We start from the raw sequence: 17,862 nt of genomic DNA, 5'->3' as shown, positions 1-17,862 counted from the left end.
ACGGCGGGCACGTCCTCAGCCGCCCCTCCCGCCCCCAACCCGCCCTGGAGTCTGTCCGTGATCTCCGCCTCCGGTATCGAGCTGCGCGCCGGTGCCCGTGTCCTCATCGAGAGCGCCACCTTCCGCGTCGCCAAGGGCGACCGCATCGGCCTGGTCGGCCGCAACGGCGCCGGCAAGACCACCCTCACCAAGTGCCTGGCCGGTGAGGGCATCCCCGCCGCCGGCACCATCACCCGCTCCGGCGAGGTCGGCTACCTCCCGCAGGACCCGCGCACCGGCGACCTCGACGTGCTCGCCCGCGACCGCATCCTCTCCGCCCGCGGCCTGGACGTCCTGATCCGCAAGATGCGGGAGAACGAGCAGCGCATCGCCAACGGCCAGGGCGCCACCCGCGAGAAGGCCCTGCGGCAGTACGAGCGCCAGGAGACGGAGTTCCTCACCAAGGGCGGGTACGCCGCCGAGGCCGAGGCCGCCACCATCGCCGCCGCGCTCAACCTGCCCGACCGGGTGCTCGGCCAGCCCCTGCACACCCTCTCCGGCGGTCAGCGCCGCCGTATCGAGCTGGCCCGCATCCTCTTCTCGGACGCCGACACGCTCCTGCTCGACGAGCCGACCAACCACCTCGACGCCGACTCGATCATCTGGCTGCGCGACTACCTCAAGACCTACCGCGGCGGCTTCATCGTGATCTCCCACGACGTCGACCTGGTCGAGACGGTCGTGAACAAGGTGTTCTACCTGGACGCCAACCGCTCCCAGATCGACGTCTACAACATGGGCTGGAAGCTCTACCAGCAGCAGCGCGAGGCCGACGAGAAGCGCCGCAAGCGCGAGCGCGCCAACGCCGAGAAGAAGGCCGCCGCCCTGCACTCCCAGGCCGACAAGATGCGCGCCAAGGCCACCAAGACGGTCGCCGCGCAGAACATGGCCCGCCGCGCGGACAAGCTGCTCAGCGGCCTGGAGGCGGTCCGGCAGTCCGACAAGGTCGCCAAGCTGCGCTTCCCCGAGCCCGCGCCCTGCGGCAAGACCCCGCTGACCGCCGAGGGCCTGTCGAAGTCGTACGGCTCCCTGGAGATCTTCACCGACGTCGACCTGGCCATCGACAAGGGCTCCCGGGTCGTCATCCTCGGCCTCAACGGCGCCGGCAAGACGACCCTGCTGCGCCTGCTGGGCGGGGTCGAGCAGCCCGACACCGGCAAGGTGGTCGAGGGCCACGGCCTCAAGCTCGGCTACTACGCGCAGGAGCACGAGACCCTCGACCCCGAGCGCACGGTCCTGGAGAACATGCGCTCCGCCGCGCCCGACATGGACCTGGTCGAGGTCCGCAAGGTGCTCGGCTCGTTCCTGTTCTCCGGCGACGACGTCGACAAGCCGGCCGGAGTCCTCTCCGGCGGTGAGAAGACCCGTCTGGCCCTGGCCACCCTGGTGGTCTCCTCGGCCAACGTGCTGCTGCTCGACGAGCCCACCAACAACCTCGACCCGGCCAGCCGCGAGGAGATCCTCGGCGCGCTGCGCACCTACAAGGGCGCCGTCGTCCTCGTCACCCACGACGAGGGCGCCGTCGAGGCGCTCCAGCCGGAGCGGATCATCCTGCTGCCGGACGGCGTCGAGGACCTCTGGGGCGCCGACTACGCGGATCTCGTCGCCCTGGCCTGATCGTCGTCTTTTCTCCGACCGTCCTCCTTGCTTGATCGAACGGATGATCCACGGCGTATGGATCATTCGGCCGATCCGTGATCCACCATCTGTGTGAGATCTCCTCGTACCGAGGTGTGTCATACATCGATTTCACGGCCGAGTCACCCGTCCCCGGGGGCTCGGCCGTTCCACCTTTCTGACCAGGAACTTCGCCGGGGAACCCGTTCGGGTGTACGGACGCGAGATCTTGGAATTCGTGATTCCGCTTGTGGGGACGCGCTCCTGTCGTCACAACCTTGTCTCATCGACCTTGCCGAATGGGTGGCCATCAGGGCCCGGAGGGGTGATCATGAGGAGAACCAGAGCGCACTTCCCATGAGGAGGCACGGGTGGCCGAGACTCTGAAGAAGGGCAGCCGGGTGACCGGCGCCGCGCGCGACAAGCTCGCGGCAGACCTGAAGAAGAAGTACGACGCCGGTGCGAGCATCCGGGCGTTGGCCGAGGAGACCGGCCGCTCGTATGGCTTTGTGCACCGCATGCTCAGTGAGTCGGGCGTCACGCTGCGAGGGCGTGGCGGGGCGACCCGGGGCAAGAAGGCCACGTCGGCCTGATTCACCCCGGGCGGCCCCTCGGCTCTTCGATGGTGGCCACCCGGTCGGAGGTATGACCGACCGGGTGGTTACTGTGCAGTCACTTAAGTGCGCTGTACGGGTCTCCGTACGGCACACAGGCCGACCGCACCCATCGGAGGCGCCTCATGGCTGCACAGGACCCCGTACTCGACCAGGACGGCGTACGGCTCACCGTCGACGACGCGATCGCCACGGTGACGCTGACCAACCCGGCCAAGCGCAACGTGCAGAGCCCCGCTCTGTGGCGGGCGCTCACCGAGGCGGGGCGGCGACTGCCGGGCTCCGTGCGGGTCGTAGTCCTGCGGGCCGAGGGCAAGTCGTTCTCGGCGGGGCTCGACCGGCAGGCGTTCACGCCCGAGGGCTTCGACGGCGAACCGTCGTTCCTGGACCTCGCGCGCGGCAGCGACGCCGAACTGGACGCGGCCATCGCCGAGTACCAGGAGGCGTTCACCTGGTGGCGGCGCAGCGACATCCTGTCCGTCGCCGCCGTGCAGGGGCACGCCATCGGGGCGGGTTTCCAGCTCGCCCTCGCCTGTGACCTGCGGGTGGTCGCCGACGACGTGCAGTTCGCCATGCGTGAGACCTCGCTCGGTCTCGTCCCCGACCTGACGGGCACCCATCCGCTCGTCGGCCTGGTCGGGTACGCGCGCGCCCTGGAGATCTGCGTGACCGGACGGTTCGTCCTGGCCGAGGAGGCCGTGCGCAGCGGGCTGGCCAGCCTCGCCGTGCCCGCGGACCAACTGGCGGACGCCGTGAGCGACCTGACGTCGGCCGTCCTGGCCGCGCCGCGCGACGCGGTGATCGAGACCAAGGCCCTGCTCCAGGGCGCCCTCTCCCGAGACCTGGAAACCCAGCGCACCGCCGAACGCGCGGCCCAGTCCCGCCGACTGCGGGACCTGGCAGGGCTCGGCGAGTAGGCATTCAGGGGCGCGGGGAACTGCCCGACCAGCCGCGAGTGACGGGTCCCTGAAGGGCGCGTGCGCCGGACATCCCTCAGTGGCGGGGGGAACTGCGCGACCAGCCACGACGCACCCGCACCCGACAACCGGACCCGACAACCGGACCCGACAACCGGACTCCGCGTCAGTCGACGGCAGTCACCAGCACCGCCACGGACGGCCGGTCGGCCAACGCGTCCGCCACCGCGGCGCGCACGCGCCGGGCCACCTCCACCGTGCGGTGCTCCGCGCCCACCGCGCACTCCACCCGCACGTGCCGCCGCGGCAGCACCGCGCCCTGCTCCGGCGCGGACACGTGCACGGAACGGCCGAGCGCACCGGTCAGCCGGGTCACGCCCGCCACCGCCAGCACGGCCCGGCCCGCCCGCTCCTCGTCGCTGTCCTGCCCGGCCCCCGCCTCCGGCTGCCGTTCCGGCGGAGCCGCCCGCCGCTCCGGTTCCGGATCCGTGTCGAGCAGCGCGGTCACCCGCAGGTCCACCTCGCCGACCGTCAGGCCGAGCCGGAGCGACGCCGCCTGGGCCAGGGTGGCGCGGACCCGGTCGGCCGTGACCGGCAGGGGATCGGCCGCGGTCGCCGCCAGGTCGGCCGTCATCCGCAGCGGCCCCGGCGGCAGGGCGCTCGGCGGCGCCGGTACGGCGGGCTCGGGCGCGGCCTCGGGGTCGGCGAGCGCGAGGCGCAGCCGGTCCAGGCGTACGCCCGGCAGGCCGGCCACCGCGGTCAGCAGCACCTCGCGCGCCGCCCGTTCGGCGATCCAGGCCCCGTCCGCCGGAGTGCCCAAGGGCAGGAACCTGCCCAGCCCCAACTGCTCCCGAACTGTCCGTGCCCACCGGTCGGCCGTCGTCATTCCTCCAGCCTGCCGCATCCCTGGCGCGCGAGTGCGCAACCACGCTTAACGTGGGTCACAGGACGACGACCGGAAGGGACGTACGGTGATGAGTGAGACCACGGAGCGCAACCGGCCCGGACAGGACATCGGGGCCGAGGGCCTGGGCAAGGGACAGTCGGTCAGGCGCGGCGGCGGGGACCCCGGCAGCCGCGGCCGGACCATCATCGCCGACGGCGTGGTGGAGAAGATCACCGGCATGGCGGCCCGCGACGTGGCGGGTGTGCACGCCATGGGCAGCGGCATGTCGCGCACCTTCGGCGCCGTACGGGACCGGGTGCCCGGCGGGTCCAAGTCGGGCGTGACGCGCGGCGTGAAGGCCGAGGTCGGCGAGAAGCAGACCGCGCTCGACCTGGAGATCGTCGTCGAGTACGGAGTGGCGATCGCCGACGTCGCCCGCGACGTGCGGGAGAACGTCGTCGCGGCGGTGGAGCGGATGACCGGCCTGGAGGTCGTCGAGGTCAACATCGCGGTCAGCGACGTCAAACTGCCGGACGAAGCGGACGAGGAGCAGCCGGAGCCGCGGATCCAGTGACCCGGCCCGCACCGTCCCGGACTGAGGAGAGCGCACCATGAGCATGGCCGTGGTCGGCATGATCGCCGGCATGGCGCTGGGTTTCGCCGGGTACTTCGGCGGATTCGGGGCCTTCCTGCTGGTGGCGGCCCTGGGCGCCGTCGGCTTCGTCGTCGGCCGGTTCCTGGAGGGCGATATGGAACTGGGCGACTTCTTCCGCCGCCGTGACGACCGCCGGCGGTGACCGGCGTGAGCAGCGCCGCCGCTGAGCCGCGCGCGGCAGGGGACGCCGTCCCGCCCGGCGAGCGCGGTGCCACGCGGATCACCGACCGGGTCGTCGCCAAGGTGGCCGCCCAGGCGGCGCGCGAAGCGGTGGGCGAGCTGCCGCCGGACGCCGCGCGCCCGCACGCGAGCGTCGTGGTGCGCCACGGCGCCGCCCGGGTCCGCGTCCACCTCGAACTCGACTACCCCTGCGACGTCGGAGCCCGCTGCGGCCACGTACGGCACCGGGTCGCCGAGCGGGTGAGCACGCTGACAGGCATGAAGGTGCCGGAGGTCACCGTGCGGGTGGAACGGCTGCACCCGGCGGCGGAGTACGGCGCGGCCGAGGGAAGGACGCGATGAGCGAACCCGCTGAGCCCGCTGAGCCCCAGGGCAGCACCGCCCGGCCGCCGGTCCTGGAGAAGGAGCCCGGCCCGCCGCCGGAACCGCCGGCGGAGAGGACCGGCCGGGCCCACCGGTTCTGGTCGGCGCGGCGCCGGCCCGCCGGCCTCGTCGCCCTGCTGCTCCTCGCCCTCACCGGTCTCTTCCTGTACGACATCGTCGCCGTGCGCGCCGACCGGCCCGGCATGAGCTGGCGCCGAGAACTGGCCCGGCAGCTCGCGCGACGGTCCCTGGACGACACCTGGGTCCTGGTCGGCGCGGGCATCGCCGCCGCTCTCGGCCTCTGGCTGCTCCTGCTGGCCCTCACCCCCGGCCTGCGGTCCGTCCTGCCGATGCGCCGCACCCGCCCCGACGTCCGCGCCGGACTGCACCGGGACGCCGCCGCGACGGTGCTGCGCGACCGGGCCGTGGAGGTCGCCGGGGTGCAGTCGGCGAAGGTCCGCACCCGCCGGTCCAAGGTCAAGGTGCGCGCGGTGTCGCACTTCCGTGAACTGGACGACGTACGCGCCGATCTGGACACCGCGCTCGGCGACACGGTGCGGGGGCTGGGCCTGGCCCGGCAGCCCCGCCTGTCGGTGAAGGTGCGGCGGCCCGGACGGAAGGGGTGACCACCGTGCTCAGAACCGTGAACCGGGTACTGCTGGCGCTCGCCGGCCTCGTCCTGCTGGCCCTCGGCGGCTCGGTGCTCGCCGTCGGGTTCGGGGCGCCGGCGCCCTCCTGGTGGATCCACGACGGGCGTCACGACGTGCTGCTCAGCGACGCCGAGCGGACCAGATGGCGGGAGGCCGGCTGGTGGTGGCCGGTGGTCATCGCCGCGCTGGCGGTCCTGCTGCTGCTCGCCCTGTGGTGGCTGGTCGCGGTGGTGCGCCGCCGCCGGCTCGCCGAGGTCCTCGTCGACACCGGCGACGGCGAGGGCGCCGTGCTGCGCGGCCGGGCCCTGGAGGACGCGTTCGCCGCGGAGGCCGGCCGGCTGGACGGCGTCGACCGGGCCGACGTACGGCTCACCGGGCGCCGCGGCGCACCCCGCGCCCGGGTACGGCTCCGCCTCGAACCGCACGTCGACCCCGGCACCGCCCTCGACGCCCTCACCACCGGCGCACTCGCCCGAGCCCGCGCCTCGGCCGGCCTCGACACCCTCCCGACGGAGGTCCGTCTCAAGGGCGTCGGCCACCGGGCGGAACGGGTCAGCTGAGCCGGGGCAGCGGAGACGGGCCGGCGGAGACGGCTCAGCTGGGACGGGCCGGCGGAAGCGGCCCGGCCGAGACGGGTCAGCCGAGACGGGTCAGCCGAGACGGGCCGGCGGAGATGCCTCAGCCGATCGGGCTGGCAGAGAAGCCTTAGCGGAGACGGACCGACGGAGACGGACCGGCCGAGACGGACCGGCTCGGACCGGCCGACACGAACTAGCCGAGAGGGACCGGCCAAGACGAACTGGCCAAGACGGACCGGCCAAGACGGGGGAGCTGGATCGGCCGGCGCAAACGGCTCAGCCGAGCCGGGCCGGCCGAATCGGCCGGCGCGAACGACTCAGCAGAGACAGGCCGGCCGAGCCGCCTCAGCCGGCCCCGGCCGGTCGGCGTCCACGGCCCCTCAGAACCCGTGCCGTACCCCGCCGTCCACCGGCAGCATGACCCCCGTGACGTACGACGCGGCCGGCGACAGCAGGAACGCCGCCGCGCGGCCGAACTCCTCGGGCGTGCCGTACCGGCGCAGCGGGATGCGGGACTCGGCCGCGGTGCGGGTCGCCACCGGGTCGGCGGAGAGGCCGTCCAGTTCACGCACCCGGTCGGTGTCGATGCGGCCCGGCAGCACGCCCACGACGCGGATGCCGTGCGGGCCCAGTTCGTCGGCGAGGGACTTGGCGAACCCGGCCAGCCCCGGCCGCAGCCCGTTGGAGACGGTCAGCCCCGGGATCGGCTCGTGCACCGAGCCGGACAGCACGAAGCCGATGACCCCGCCCTCGCCCAGCTCGGACGCCGCCGCCCGGGCCAGCCGCACCGCGCCGAGGAAGACCGACTCGAACGCCGCCTGCCACTGCTCGTCGGTGATGTCGGCGGCGAACCCGGCGGGCGGCCCGCCCACGCTGATCAGCACGCCGTCGAACCGCCCGAAGCGCTCCCGGGCGGTGGCGATCAGCCGTCCCGCCGCCTCCGGGTCGGCGTTGTCGGCGGCCACGCCCGCGGCACCCGGGCCGAGGGCCGCCGCCGCGTCGGCGACGCCCTTCTCGTCCCGGCCGCTGATGACCACCTTCGCCCCGTCGGCGACCAGGGCGCGCGCGGTGGCGTTGCCCAGGCCCCGGGTGGCTCCGGTGACGACGTACACCCGGTCCTTCAGTCCAAGATCCATGCCGCCTATCCTGCCTCCTCCGCACCGGCCAGGGCGAGGGCGGTGTGCACGAGGCCGATGTGGCTGAACGCCTGCGGGAAGTTGCCGAGCTGCCGGCCGGCCACCGGGTCGTACTCCTCGGCCAGCAGGCCCACGTCGTTGGCGAGCTCCGCCAGCCGCTCGAACAGCTCTCGGGCCTCCTTGGTCCGGCCCGCCATGAGCAGGGCGTCCGCGAGCCAGAAGGAGCACACCAGGAAGGTCCCCTCGTCGCCCGGCAGCCCGTCCACCGTGCTGCCCGAGGTGCTGTACCGCCGTACCAGACCATCGCGGGTCAGCTCCCGTGAGACGGCGTCGATGGTGCCGGTCACCCGGGGGTCGTCCGGCGGCAGGAAGCCGACGCGGGGAATGAACAGCAGCGCGGCGTCCAGCTCGCGGGAGCCGTAGTACTGGGTGAACGTGTTGCGGTCGGGGTCGTAGCCCTTCTCGCAGACCTCGCGGTGGATCTCCTCGCGCAGCGCGCGCCAGCCCTCCAGGTCGCCGCCCAGCCCGGGCTCCTCCTCCAGGGTGCGCACCGCGCGGTCCACCGCGACCCACGTCATCACCTTGGAGTGCACGAACTGGCGGCGCCCGCCGCGCACCTCCCACAGCCCCTCGTCCGGCTGGCGCCACGCGGTGCGCAGGAACTCCATCAGGGCGCGCTGCAGCTCCCACACCTGCGCCACGGGCGGCATCCCCGCCGCCCGGGCCAGCGCCAGGGTGTCCATGACCTCGCCGTACACGTCCAGCTGGAGCTGGTTCACCGCGTCGTTGCCGATCCGCACCGGCCGCGACCCCTCGAAGCCGGACAGCCACGGCAGCTCCGACTCGGGCAGCCGTCGCTCACCGGCCAGGCCGTACATGATCTGGAGGTCCGCCGGGGAGCCGGCCACCGCGCGCAGCAGCCAGTCGCGCCACGCCTCCGCCTCGTCCGTGTAACCGGCGGCCAGCAGGGCGCCCAGGGTGAGGGTGGAGTCGCGCAGCCAGCAGTGCCGGTAGTCCCAGTTGCGTACGCCGCCCAGCTCCTCCGGCAGCGAGGTGGTGGCCGCGGCCACGATGCCGCCGGTCGGCTTGTAGGTGAGCGCCTTGAGGGTGATCAGTGAGCGGACGACGGCGTCCCGGTACGGGCCGTCGTAGCGGCAGCGCGCGGCCCAGGCCCGCCAGTCGGCGACGCTGTGCTCCAGCGCCTCGAACGGGTCGATCAGCGGGGGCCGGGGTTCGTGCGAGGGGTGCCAGGTGAGGACGAAGGCGACCTTCTCGCCGGCCGCGACGGTGAACTCGGAGTGCGTCCCGTAGTCCTCGCCCCAGGTGTGCACCTCGGGCTCGCTGCGCAGCCACGCCGAGTCCGGACCGGCGACCGCCACCCGGTGCCCGTCGGCGCGGCGCACCCACGGGACGACGGAGCCGTAGTCGAAGCGCAGCCGCAGCGCGCTGTGCACGGTCACCTCGCCGCTGAGCCCCTCGACGACGCGGACGAGGTCGGGGGCGCGGTCGCGCTGCGGCATCAGGTCGGTCACCCGGACCGCGCCGTCGGCGGTCTCCCACTCGGTGTCCAGGACCAGGGTGTCGGTGCGGTAGGCGCGCCGGGTGCAGCGCCCGGCGTCCTTCGGGGCGATGCGCCAGTGCCCGTTGTCCTCGTCGCCGAGCAGCCGGGCGAAGCAGGCGGCGGAGTCGAAGCGGGGCAGGCACAGCCAGTCCACGGAGCCGTCCGTGGAGACCAGCGCCGCGGTCTGCTCGTCGCCGATGATCGCGTAGTCCTCGATACGGGAGTGCACGGGTTCCGTCTTCCCAGGAGGGTGTACGGCAATCAAGGCGCCGCGCCCCGCCGCGCCGCCGAGGGACCCGGCGCGCTACACCGCCGCCGGTTCCGCCTCCGAGGTGTCGTCGGTGTCCTCGGCGTCCCCCGCGTCCCCGGCGTCCGTCGCCCGGTCGCGGGCCTCGCGGCGGACCAGGAACCACCAGCCGACCGGGACGGCTGCGGAGAACAGCCACCACTGGATGGCGTACGCGAAGTTCAGCGCGGCGTCCTCGTCGCCGGGCTCGCCGATCAGCTCCGGGGTGCCGTCCTCGGGCTTCGGCGCGGTCAGGACGACGTACCCGCCGAGGACCTGGGCGTCGAGGCGTTCGGCCTGCTGCGCGCTGTTGATGAGCATGATCTGCCGGTCCGGCAGCCCTTCGAGGTCCTTGATGCCGCTGGCCTCGGTCGTCTCGTCCGGCATCATCCGGCCGGTGACGGTGACCTCGCCGGAGGGCGGCGCGGGGATCTTCGGGAACTCGGTCTGGCTGGGGCCGTCCGCGGCGATCCAGCCCCGGTTGACCAGCAGCACCTTGCCGTCGTCCAGGACGAACGGGGTGAGCACGTGGTAGCCGACCTCGTCGTCGGCGTTGGTGCGGCGGCGGACGACGACCTCGTCGGCGGTGTCGAAGCGGCCGGTCGCGGTCACGGAGCGGTACCGCTCGTCCGTGGTGATCTTCTTGCCGGGGGAGGTCAGCCGCTCCACCGGTACCGGGTCGGCGTGCAGCGCCTCGGCGACCAGGTCGTTGCGGGCGGTGCGCTCCTCGTAGCGGTGCATCTGCCAGAAGCCCAGCTCGATCATCGTGGGGATGAGGAGCAGGGCGATCAGCGTGAGGATCACCCACTGCCGGGACAACAGGAAGCGGTACACCCCACGACCGTACAACTCGGTCGTGGGGCGTCGGCAGGCGGGTGCGGGATCCGGGGCCCGTCACACCTTGTCGATGACCCCCGTCCTCCCTTCCGAGCGGGCGCAGTGCGCGCCGCAGAACCAGTGGCCCTCGACCTCCACGCCCTGCCCGATGATCTGCACCCGGCAGTGTTCGCAGATGGGGGCCATGCGGTGGATCGCGCAGGCGAAGCAGTCGAAGACGTGCACCGCTCCCTGCGCGTGGACCTCGAAGCTCATGCCGTAGTTGTTGCCGCAGACTTCACATGTCGCCATGGGCCACAGGGTGAGCCGTCGCCGTGGCGCGGGCGAGCGGACGCCGGGCGAGTCGCCCGGCTTTCACCCGTCTCGTCCGGCATTCACCCGAGCGACGTCACACGCCTGTACGAGTCACTCGTCGGCCGGCTCGACGTCCCGCAGCAACTGGCCGAACGCCGCCTCGTCCACCACCGGCGTCCCGAACTGCCGGGCCTTGACCACCTTGGACGTGCCCGAGTCGGGGTCGTTGGTGACCAGCAGGCTGGTCAGCCGGGACAGGCTGGTCGCGACATGCAGACCGGCCTCGGTCGCGCGGTCCTCCAGCAGGTCCCGCTCGACGGACGTGTCACCCGAGAAGGCGACCCGCATGCCCTGCTTGAGCGGTTTGCCGTCTTCGTACCGCCCCGGGTTGGGATAGGGGCACGCGGGCCTCTTGCGGGCGGGGCGCCAACTGGTCGGCCGGTAGCCGCCGGAGCCCGCCTGGGCGCCGATGCGGGGCGCAGGGCGGTCCGCCCACTCGGTCAGCGGCCGGCACTCCTGGAGCGGCAGCCTGACACGGCCGGCCGCCGCGGCGCGCAGGCTCGGCCGGAACGCCTCCGCCAGCACCCGCGCGTCGTCCAGCGCGTGGTGCGCCCGCTGCTGCACCACGCCGAAGTGCGCGGCGAGCGACTCCAGCTTGTGGTTGGGCAGCGGCAGCGCCAGCTCCTTGGAGAGCGCGATGGTGCACAGCCGCTGGCGCACCGGCGCCTCGCGCTCCGCGCGCGCGTACTCGCGGGCGATCATCTGCCAGTCGAAGACCGCGTTGTGCGCGACCAGCACCCGCCCGTCCAGCCGGGCCGCGAACTCCTCGGCGACGTCCCGGAAGAGCGGCGCCCCTTCGAGCACCTCGCTCGTCAGCCCGTGTATCCACACCGGCCCCGGGTCCCGCTCCGGATTGACCAGCGTGTACCAGTGGTCCTCGACCTCGCCGCGGGCGTCGAGCCGGTAGACGGCCGCCGAGATGATGCGGTCGTCGCGGGCCAGGCCGGTGGTCTCCACGTCGACGACCGCGTACCCCCGCGGATACGCGGCCGGCCACACCGTGGGGGAGGACACCGCCGTCGTCTGGTCTTCGAGCATGGTCCCAGAGGATACGGGCCACGACTGACAGTGCCGTCCCGCAGGGGTCCCGTCACCCCTCGGGGTGACCGGGCACCCCGTCAACTCCGCGCGCCCGCCGGGTCCGTCACCAGCGGATCGGCACCGGAAGCGCCGTCAGCAGTCCGGAGACCGCGACCACCACGCCCAGGACGGCGACCTCCGCGCGCGCGGGAGAGCAGGCCGCCAGCGGGTCCGCCGCCCGGCCCAGCCGGATCCGCGCCCACAGGGCCAGCGCGGCGACGGCCGCCACCAGGAGCACCTTGGCGACCAGCACCCGCCCGAAGGCGGTGTCCGTCAACTGGTCCAGGATCGTGCCCGCCGGCATCCGGCGCAGCGAACTGCACACCCCCGTCGCCGTGATGACGGCCAGCAGAACGGCCGCCACGCGCGCGTACAGCCCCAGCAGTGCCGGGCCCGCCTCCGCGCCCCGCCACCGGCCGAGCACCCGCAGTACGTGCAGCAGACCGCCCACCCACAGGGAGGCGCACGTGAGGTGGAGCAGGGTCAGACCGGAGCCCAGCAGCGGGCCCGGCTCGGTCGGCGGATGCGCGCGCAGGGCCTCCGCCGCCACCACCGCGGCCAGCGGCCACACCTGGGTGCCCGGCCGGCCGGAGGCGGCGCACAGGCCCGCCACGAGGAACGCGTTGACCTCCAGCAGCGCGAGCTTGCCGTCGCGCGAGGAGTAGAGCCCGCCCACGTCGATCTCGGCCAGGCCGTCCGGCACCAGGTTGCCGGTGGCCACCACCGAGGCGAGCCCCAGCGCGGCCACGAAACCGACCACGGCCGCGGGCGCCGACCAACTGCGGGGCACGGGCGGGGGAGCGCCGCGCAGGGAACGGGCCAGCCGGCCGGCGAACAGTTCGCCCAGGGGGACGGCGAGCGCCGCGAACAGCACCCCGCGCAGCAGGGCGATGCCGCCGGTGCCGGGCGCCTCGGCCTCCCCTGTGCCGTGCAGCGCCGGGGAGGGACCGAGCAGGGGTATGAGCGCGGCCAGCGCCACGAGGGCGAGCACGGCCACGGCCCGGCCGGTGCCGGGACCCGGGCGCGGGCGCCCCCGGGCACCGGCCGACGGGGACGCGGGTCGTATCAAGGTCACCTCAGGATCTTCACCAGTCATCCCACAACCGGGCAAGTCCAGAGGCAGGCCGGGAGTACGCCCCGACGCCCCCGCGGCCCGGTGCCTACCTGGTCACCGCGTCCAGCGCGTCCGCCGTGCCCCGGCCGTAGAAGCCGTTGCGGTTCTTCGGACCCTCGCAGACCGCGTCGACCTTGCCGTCGCCGTCGATGTCGTACGGCTTGGTGCAGGGCGTCGCGTCGGCCTCCGCGTACAGCAGGGCCTTCACCTGGGCGGGCGTGGCCCGCGGGTGCGTCGACTTGATGAGCGCGGCGACGCCCGCGACGTGCGGCGACGCCATCGACGTACCGGCCATGTAGCCCCACTTGCCGCCGGGCAGCGTGCCCAGGATCAGACCGCTGGTGGCGGGCGCCGCCGGCGTCTGGTACGCCGTCGAGTCGCCGCCGGGCGCGGCGATGTCGATGACACCGAGACCGTAGTTGGAGAAGGACGACTTGATGCCCTTGGCACCGGTCGCGGCGGTGGTGACGACGCCGGGCAGCTGGGTCGGGATGTCGTAGCACTCGGACGGGTCGATCACCCGCTCGGAGGGCGTGGTGTCGTTGGGGGAGGACGGGTCGGTGATCTCGTCGGCGGCGAGGTCGTACTCCTCGTTGCCGGCCGCGGCGACGTTGACCGCGCCCTTCTTCTCCGCGTACGACGAGGCCCGCTTGACGGCCTCGACCAGCGCCTTCTGGTCCGGGTCGTCCTTGCAGTTGAAGTACCACGGGTCGGTGTAATAGCTGTTGTTGGTCACGTCGACGCCGTGCTCGGCCGCCCACATGAACCCGCAGACCACGGCCTCGGTGTAGAAGAATCCGGCGGTCGTGGAGACCTTGATGCCGGAGACCTTCACGCCGGGCGCGACGCCCGTCATGCCGACGCCGTTCTTCGCGGCGGCTATCTCACCGGCGACGTGCGTGCCGTGCGGGGACTCCTCCGCGGAGGGCCGCCAGGCGCCGTCGGTGGTGTCCGGCTTGCCCGACACGCAGTTGACGGAGGCGGCGCGGTCGAAGTTCGGGGCGATGTCCGGGTGGGTGTCGTCCACGCCGGTGTCGATGACGGCGACGGTCACCTTGCTGCTGCCCAGCGACTTCTCGTGCGCCTTGTCGGCCTTGATGGCGGGCAGGTCCCACTGCAGGGGCTCCAGCGGGTCCTGGCCCTCGACGGCCTCGGCCGCGGCGGCCTCCGTGGCGCTCAGCACCTTCGGCGTACCCACGTCCGTCGTCGCGGCCGAGGGCAGCGGCGCGGTGCGGGTGGCACCGGCCGACTGCACGCCGCGCGCCGTGCGGACGCTCTTGGCGAAGTCCGGGTTCGACGAGTGGACGACGATGACGCCTATCCGGTCGTACGACGTGACGATGGTGCCGCCGGCCTCGGCTATCGCGCGCTTGACGGCGGCCGAAGGGGCCTTGCCCGGCTTGACGTTGACGACGTAGCTGAGCGAGGTGGCGTCGGCGGCGGCCGACCCGGACTCGGCGGCGGTGGCCTGGACGTTGGGCAGGAACGCGAGGGCCGTCGCCACGGCCAGTCCGGCCGGGATCGCCAGCGCGCGGCGGTGACGCGAGTGAGACGCGGTCATGTACGGAACTCTCCAGTCTCTTCCGTGGTGCGGACGGTGCACGTGGTGCGGGTGCCCTGAAGAAAGCCGTCCCGGCCGAGGGCGTCCGGGCAGGTACATGTCGGGTGGTGCAGAGCGAAGTTATCCCCCGGAGCCGCTGGCCAGCAATGACCGGCCGGGAGTTACTTCGGAAAGTGGCCCGGGCGATGAACCGGGCCCAGGGCCGCGCCGTGTCGTTGGGCAGGGAGCACGAGCACGATCAGCGCTCCCACACCGATAGGTACAGCAGTCATGTCCGTCCTACGAGGAGACTCCGTGGCCACCGACGCACCGCCCCCCTCGCAAGAGCACCACCGACTCCCTTCCCCCGAGGAGTTCGCCGAGGTGCAGCAGAGCGCTGAGTTCGGTGAACTGCGCCGCTCCTTCCGCTCCTTCGCCTTCCCGCTGACGATCGCCTTCGTCGCCTGGTACCTGCTCTACGTGCTGCTCTCCAACTACGCGGGCGGCTTCATGGGCAGCAAGCTCTTCGGCAACATCAACGTCGCGTTCGTCTTCGGCATCGCCCAGTTCCTCACCACGTTCCTCATCGCCTGGTGGTACTCGCGGCACGCCGCCGCGAAGCTCGACCCCAAGGCCGAGGCCATCAAGTCCCGGATGGAGGGCGGCGCATGAGCACCACACCGCAGTTCTTCCTGGCGGCCAACGAGGCCAGTGAGCACCGGCCGCTGATCATCACGCTGTTCGCGGTCTTCGTGGTCGCGACGCTCGTCATCACCGTCTGGGCCGGGCGGCAGACCAAGGACGCCGCCGACTTCTACGCGGGCGGCCGTCAGTTCAGCGCCTTCCAGAACGGCCTCGCGGTCTCCGGGGACTACATGTCCGCCGCGTCCTTCCTCGGCATCGCCGGCGCCATCGCCATCTTCGGCTACGACGGCTTCCTGTACTCCATCGGCTTCCTGGTCGCCTGGCTGGTGGCCCTGCTGCTGGTCGCCGAGCCGCTCCGGAACTCCGGCCGCTACACGATGGGCGACGTCCTCGCCTACCGCATGCGCCAGCGCCCCGTGCGCACCGCCGCCGGCACCTCCACGATCGTCGTCTCGATCTTCTACCTGCTGGCCCAGATGGCGGGCGCCGGCGTCCTCGTCTCGCTGCTGCTCGGCATCACCTCCGACGCCGGCAAGGTGCTCATCGTCGCCCTGGTCGGCGTCCTGATGATCGTCTACGTCACCATCGGCGGCATGAAGGGCACCACCTGGGTCCAGATGGTCAAGGCCGTGCTGCTGATCGGCGGCACCATCCTGATCACCTTCCTGGTGCTGCTGAAGTTCGACTTCAACATCTCCGACCTGCTCGGCAAGGCCGCCGAGAACAGCGGCAAGGGCGCCGCCTTCCTGGAGCCCGGCCTCCAGTACGGCGCGACCGGCACCACCAAGCTGGACTTCATCTCCCTGGGCATCGCCCTGGTGCTCGGCACCGCGGGCCTGCCGCACATCCTGATCCGCTTCTACACGGTGCCCAACGCCAAGGCCGCCCGTAAGTCCGTGAACTGGGCGATCGGCATCATCGGCGCCTTCTACCTGATGACCATCGCGCTCGGCTTCGGCGCGGCGGCGCTCATCTCGCAGAAGGAGATCACCGACTCCAACCCGTCCGGCAACACGGCGGCCCCGCTGCTCGCCCTGCACGTCGGCGGCGTCGACTCGGCCTGGGGCGCGATCCTGCTCGCCACCATCTCGGCGGTGGCCTTCGCGACCATCCTCGCCGTGGTCGCGGGCCTCACCCTCGCCTCGTCCTCGTCCTTCGCGCACGACATCTACGCCAACGTCATCCGCCGGGGCCAGGCCACCGAGAAGGAGGAGATGCGGGCGGCCCGCTGGGCGACCGTCTTCATCGGCATCGTCTCCATCGCGCTCGGCGCCCTCGCCCGCGACCTGAACGTGGCCGGCCTGGTCGCCCTGGCCTTCGCGGTCGCCGCCTCCGCCAACCTGCCGACCATCCTCTACAGCCTCTTCTGGAAGCGGTTCACCACCCAGGGCGCGCTGTGGTCGATCTACGGCGGTCTGGTCGTCGCCGTCGGTCTGGTGCTGTTCTCGCCGGTCGTCTCGGGCGACGCCACCTCCATGTTCCCGGACGTCGACTTCGCCTGGTTCCCGCTGAAGAACCCGGGCATCATCTCCATCCCGTTCGGCTTCCTGATGGGCTTCCTCGGCACCGTCCTGTCCAAGGAGGAGCCGGACACCGGCAAGTACGCGGAGCTGGAGGTCCGGTCCCTGACCGGCACCGGCGCCCACTGACGACCCCCTGCGCGCGGGCCCCGTCGTAGCCTCCTACGACGGGGCCCGCACGCGCCTCGTGGCTTCCGGTCGCCGTCGATGTCACCGGGGTCGCGTAGGCTCGCAGGTGTCGGGAGACGCAAGTGTCCCGCCGATCCGCGTCGAGGGAGGGGCCCCACGTGCTCATCGACACCTACGGCCGAGTGGCCACGGACCTGAGGGTCTCGCTGACCGACCGCTGCAACCTGCGGTGCACGTACTGCATGCCCGAGGAGGGCCTGCAGTGGCTGGCCAAGCCCGACCTGCTCACGGACGACGAGATCGTCCGCCTCGTCGGCATCGCGGTCACCTCGCTGGGTGTCACGGAGGTCCGCTTCACCGGCGGCGAGCCCCTGCTCCGCCCCGGCCTGGTCGGCATCGTGGAGCGCGTCGCCGCCCTCGACCCGCGCCCCCAGACGTCCCTCACCACCAACGGCATCGGCCTCAAGCGCACGGCGGCGGCCCTGAAGGCGGCGGGCCTGGACCGGGTCAACGTCTCCCTGGACACCTTGCGCCCGGACGTCTTCAAGACCCTCACCCGCCGTGACCGGCACAAGGACGTCCTGGAGGGCCTGCACGCCGCCCGCGAGGCCGGCCTGACGCCCGTGAAGGTCAACTCGGTCCTGATGCCGGGCCTCAACGACGACGAGGCCCCCGACCTCCTCGCCTGGGCCGTGGAGCACGACTACGAGCTGCGGTTCATCGAGCAGATGCCGCTGGACGCCCAGCACGGCTGGAAGCGCGAGGGCATGGTCACCGCCGGTGACATCCTGGCCTCGCTGCGCACCCGCTTCGAGCTGACCGAGGAGGGTTCCGAGGAGCGCGGCTCGGCCCCCGCCGAGCGCTGGCTCGTGGACGGCGGCCCGCACCGCGTCGGCGTCATCGCCTCCGTCACCCGCCCGTTCTGCGCCGCCTGCGACCGCACCCGCCTGACCGCCGACGGCCAGGTCCGCACCTGTCTGTTCGCCCGCGAGGAGACCGACCTGCGCGCGGCCCTGCGCTCGGGCGCCCCGGACGAGGAGATCGCCCGCGTCTGGAAGCTCGCCATGTGGGGCAAGAAGGCGGGCGCCGGCCTCGACGACCCGTCCTTCGTCCAGCCGGACCGGCCGATGTCGGCGATAGGCGGCTAGGGCCTGTCGTTTG

General features: G+C 72.7%; 19 protein-coding genes. 11 read left to right on the top strand and 8 right to left on the bottom strand.

Features of this window, described 5'->3' with window-relative positions; translation table 11 throughout:
* Positions 1-57 precede the first annotated feature (57 nt).
* The 3 genes from J7I94_RS12160 (at position 58) to J7I94_RS12150 (ending at position 3,187) form a co-directional block, all read left to right on the top strand.
* Positions 58-1,656, top strand: a complete 1,599-nt coding sequence (locus J7I94_RS12160; protein ID WP_215167063.1) for an ABC-F family ATP-binding cassette domain-containing protein — start codon at positions 58-60, stop codon at positions 1,654-1,656.
* 371 nt (positions 1,657-2,027) lie between these two features.
* Positions 2,028-2,249, top strand: a complete 222-nt coding sequence (locus J7I94_RS12155) for a helix-turn-helix domain-containing protein (RefSeq protein ID WP_003976983.1) — start codon at positions 2,028-2,030, stop codon at positions 2,247-2,249.
* A gap of 146 nt (positions 2,250-2,395) precedes the next feature.
* Complete coding sequence (locus J7I94_RS12150; RefSeq protein WP_215167062.1) at positions 2,396-3,187, top strand: enoyl-CoA hydratase/isomerase family protein; 792 nt, start codon at positions 2,396-2,398, stop codon at positions 3,185-3,187.
* A gap of 166 nt (positions 3,188-3,353) precedes the next feature.
* Here J7I94_RS12150 and J7I94_RS12145 read toward each other — a convergent pair whose 3' ends face one another.
* A complete protein-coding gene (locus J7I94_RS12145; RefSeq protein WP_215167061.1) occupies positions 3,354-4,073 on the bottom strand; it encodes a nucleopolyhedrovirus P10 family protein in 720 nt (239 codons plus the stop codon).
* 88 nt (positions 4,074-4,161) lie between these two features.
* Here J7I94_RS12145 and J7I94_RS12140 point away from each other — a divergent pair, with 88 nt between their 5' ends.
* The 5 genes from J7I94_RS12140 to amaP are packed head-to-tail and all read left to right on the top strand — an operon-like array spanning position 4,162 to position 6,481.
* Positions 4,162-4,647 carry an Asp23/Gls24 family envelope stress response protein gene (locus J7I94_RS12140; RefSeq protein WP_215167060.1) on the top strand — a complete coding sequence of 162 codons (486 nt, stop codon included), beginning with the start codon at positions 4,162-4,164 and terminating at the stop codon, positions 4,645-4,647.
* A 37-nt stretch (positions 4,648-4,684) separates the two neighbouring features.
* Positions 4,685-4,870: a hypothetical protein gene (locus J7I94_RS12135; RefSeq protein ID WP_215167059.1), complete on the top strand. Its 186-nt coding sequence runs from the start codon at positions 4,685-4,687 to the stop codon at positions 4,868-4,870.
* Entirely contained in the window at positions 4,867-5,250 is a 384-nt protein-coding gene (locus J7I94_RS12130; RefSeq protein WP_374198379.1) for a hypothetical protein, read from the top strand. The genes J7I94_RS12135 and J7I94_RS12130 overlap by 4 nt, the downstream gene beginning before the upstream one ends.
* A complete protein-coding gene (locus J7I94_RS12125) occupies positions 5,247-5,897 on the top strand; it encodes a DUF6286 domain-containing protein (protein ID WP_215167057.1) in 651 nt (216 codons plus the stop codon). Before J7I94_RS12130 ends, J7I94_RS12125 begins: the two co-directional genes overlap by 4 nt.
* The gene (gene amaP / locus J7I94_RS12120) at positions 5,894-6,481 is read left to right on the top strand and encodes an alkaline shock response membrane anchor protein AmaP (protein ID WP_215167056.1); all 588 of its coding nucleotides are present in this window, start codon (positions 5,894-5,896) and stop codon (positions 6,479-6,481) included. Before J7I94_RS12125 ends, amaP begins: the two co-directional genes overlap by 4 nt.
* 398 nt (positions 6,482-6,879) lie before the next feature.
* Here the strand turns inward: amaP and J7I94_RS12115 are convergent, their stop codons facing one another.
* The 7 genes from J7I94_RS12115 to J7I94_RS12085 form a co-directional block, all read right to left on the bottom strand.
* Positions 6,880-7,635, bottom strand: a complete 756-nt coding sequence (locus J7I94_RS12115; RefSeq protein WP_215167055.1) for an SDR family oxidoreductase — start codon at positions 7,633-7,635, stop codon at positions 6,880-6,882.
* Positions 7,636-7,640: 5 nt separating this feature from the next.
* Positions 7,641-9,425, bottom strand: a complete 1,785-nt coding sequence (locus tag J7I94_RS12110; protein WP_215167054.1) for a glycoside hydrolase family 15 protein — start codon at positions 9,423-9,425, stop codon at positions 7,641-7,643.
* 75 nt (positions 9,426-9,500) lie between these two features.
* Complete coding sequence (locus tag J7I94_RS12105) at positions 9,501-10,316, bottom strand: SURF1 family protein (protein WP_215167053.1); 816 nt, start codon at positions 10,314-10,316, stop codon at positions 9,501-9,503.
* A 60-nt stretch (positions 10,317-10,376) separates the two neighbouring features.
* Positions 10,377-10,610 carry a hypothetical protein gene (locus J7I94_RS12100; protein WP_215167052.1) on the bottom strand — a complete coding sequence of 78 codons (234 nt, stop codon included), beginning with the start codon at positions 10,608-10,610 and terminating at the stop codon, positions 10,377-10,379.
* 114 nt (positions 10,611-10,724) lie between these two features.
* On the bottom strand, positions 10,725-11,711 hold the full coding sequence (locus J7I94_RS12095) for a DEDDh family exonuclease (RefSeq protein ID WP_215167051.1): 987 nt from the start codon (positions 11,709-11,711) through the stop codon (positions 10,725-10,727).
* Between the two features lie 106 nt (positions 11,712-11,817).
* Entirely contained in the window at positions 11,818-12,828 is a 1,011-nt protein-coding gene (locus tag J7I94_RS12090) for a CopD family protein (protein WP_308114549.1), read from the bottom strand.
* 85 nt (positions 12,829-12,913) lie between these two features.
* Positions 12,914-14,428, bottom strand: coding sequence for a S8 family serine peptidase (locus J7I94_RS12085; RefSeq protein ID WP_215167049.1), 1,515 nt, complete (start codon positions 14,426-14,428; stop codon positions 12,914-12,916).
* A gap of 294 nt (positions 14,429-14,722) precedes the next feature.
* Here J7I94_RS12085 and J7I94_RS12080 point away from each other — a divergent pair, with 294 nt between their 5' ends.
* The 3 genes from J7I94_RS12080 (at position 14,723) to moaA (ending at position 17,849) form a co-directional block, all read left to right on the top strand.
* Complete coding sequence (locus J7I94_RS12080; RefSeq protein WP_215167048.1) at positions 14,723-15,079, top strand: DUF485 domain-containing protein; 357 nt, start codon at positions 14,723-14,725, stop codon at positions 15,077-15,079.
* Entirely contained in the window at positions 15,076-16,701 is a 1,626-nt protein-coding gene (locus J7I94_RS12075) for a cation acetate symporter (RefSeq protein ID WP_215167047.1), read from the top strand. The genes J7I94_RS12080 and J7I94_RS12075 overlap by 4 nt, the downstream gene beginning before the upstream one ends.
* A 158-nt stretch (positions 16,702-16,859) precedes the next feature.
* The gene (gene moaA / locus J7I94_RS12070) at positions 16,860-17,849 is read left to right on the top strand and encodes a GTP 3',8-cyclase MoaA (RefSeq protein WP_215167046.1); all 990 of its coding nucleotides are present in this window, start codon (positions 16,860-16,862) and stop codon (positions 17,847-17,849) included.
* The last annotated feature ends 13 nt before the right edge of the window (positions 17,850-17,862 follow it).

This window comes from Streptomyces sp. ISL-12 (assembly GCF_018614415.1).
Lineage (GTDB): Bacteria > Actinomycetota > Actinomycetes > Streptomycetales > Streptomycetaceae > Streptomyces.
The sequence above is the reverse complement of the archived record's forward strand: the minus strand, read 5'-3'. Positions and strand labels throughout refer to the sequence as shown.

Excerpts from the sequence above, each read along its gene's own strand:
- J7I94_RS12095 (WP_215167051.1), bottom strand. The coding sequence starts at position 11,711 with ATGCTCGAAGACCAGACGACGGCGGTGTCCTCCCCCACGGTGTGGCCG.
- J7I94_RS12135 (WP_215167059.1), top strand. The coding sequence starts at position 4,685 with ATGAGCATGGCCGTGGTCGGCATGATCGCCGGCATGGCGCTGGGTTTC.
- J7I94_RS12075 (WP_215167047.1), top strand. The coding sequence starts at position 15,076 with ATGAGCACCACACCGCAGTTCTTCCTGGCGGCCAACGAGGCCAGTGAG.
- J7I94_RS12100 (WP_215167052.1), bottom strand. The coding sequence starts at position 10,610 with ATGGCGACATGTGAAGTCTGCGGCAACAACTACGGCATGAGCTTCGAG.
- J7I94_RS12085 (WP_215167049.1), bottom strand. The coding sequence starts at position 14,428 with ATGACCGCGTCTCACTCGCGTCACCGCCGCGCGCTGGCGATCCCGGCC.
- J7I94_RS12150 (WP_215167062.1), top strand. The coding sequence starts at position 2,396 with ATGGCTGCACAGGACCCCGTACTCGACCAGGACGGCGTACGGCTCACC.
- J7I94_RS12145 (WP_215167061.1), bottom strand. The coding sequence starts at position 4,073 with ATGACGACGGCCGACCGGTGGGCACGGACAGTTCGGGAGCAGTTGGGG.
- J7I94_RS12140 (WP_215167060.1), top strand. The coding sequence starts at position 4,162 with ATGAGTGAGACCACGGAGCGCAACCGGCCCGGACAGGACATCGGGGCC.
- J7I94_RS12125 (WP_215167057.1), top strand. The coding sequence starts at position 5,247 with ATGAGCGAACCCGCTGAGCCCGCTGAGCCCCAGGGCAGCACCGCCCGG.
- J7I94_RS12115 (WP_215167055.1), bottom strand. The coding sequence starts at position 7,635 with ATGGATCTTGGACTGAAGGACCGGGTGTACGTCGTCACCGGAGCCACC.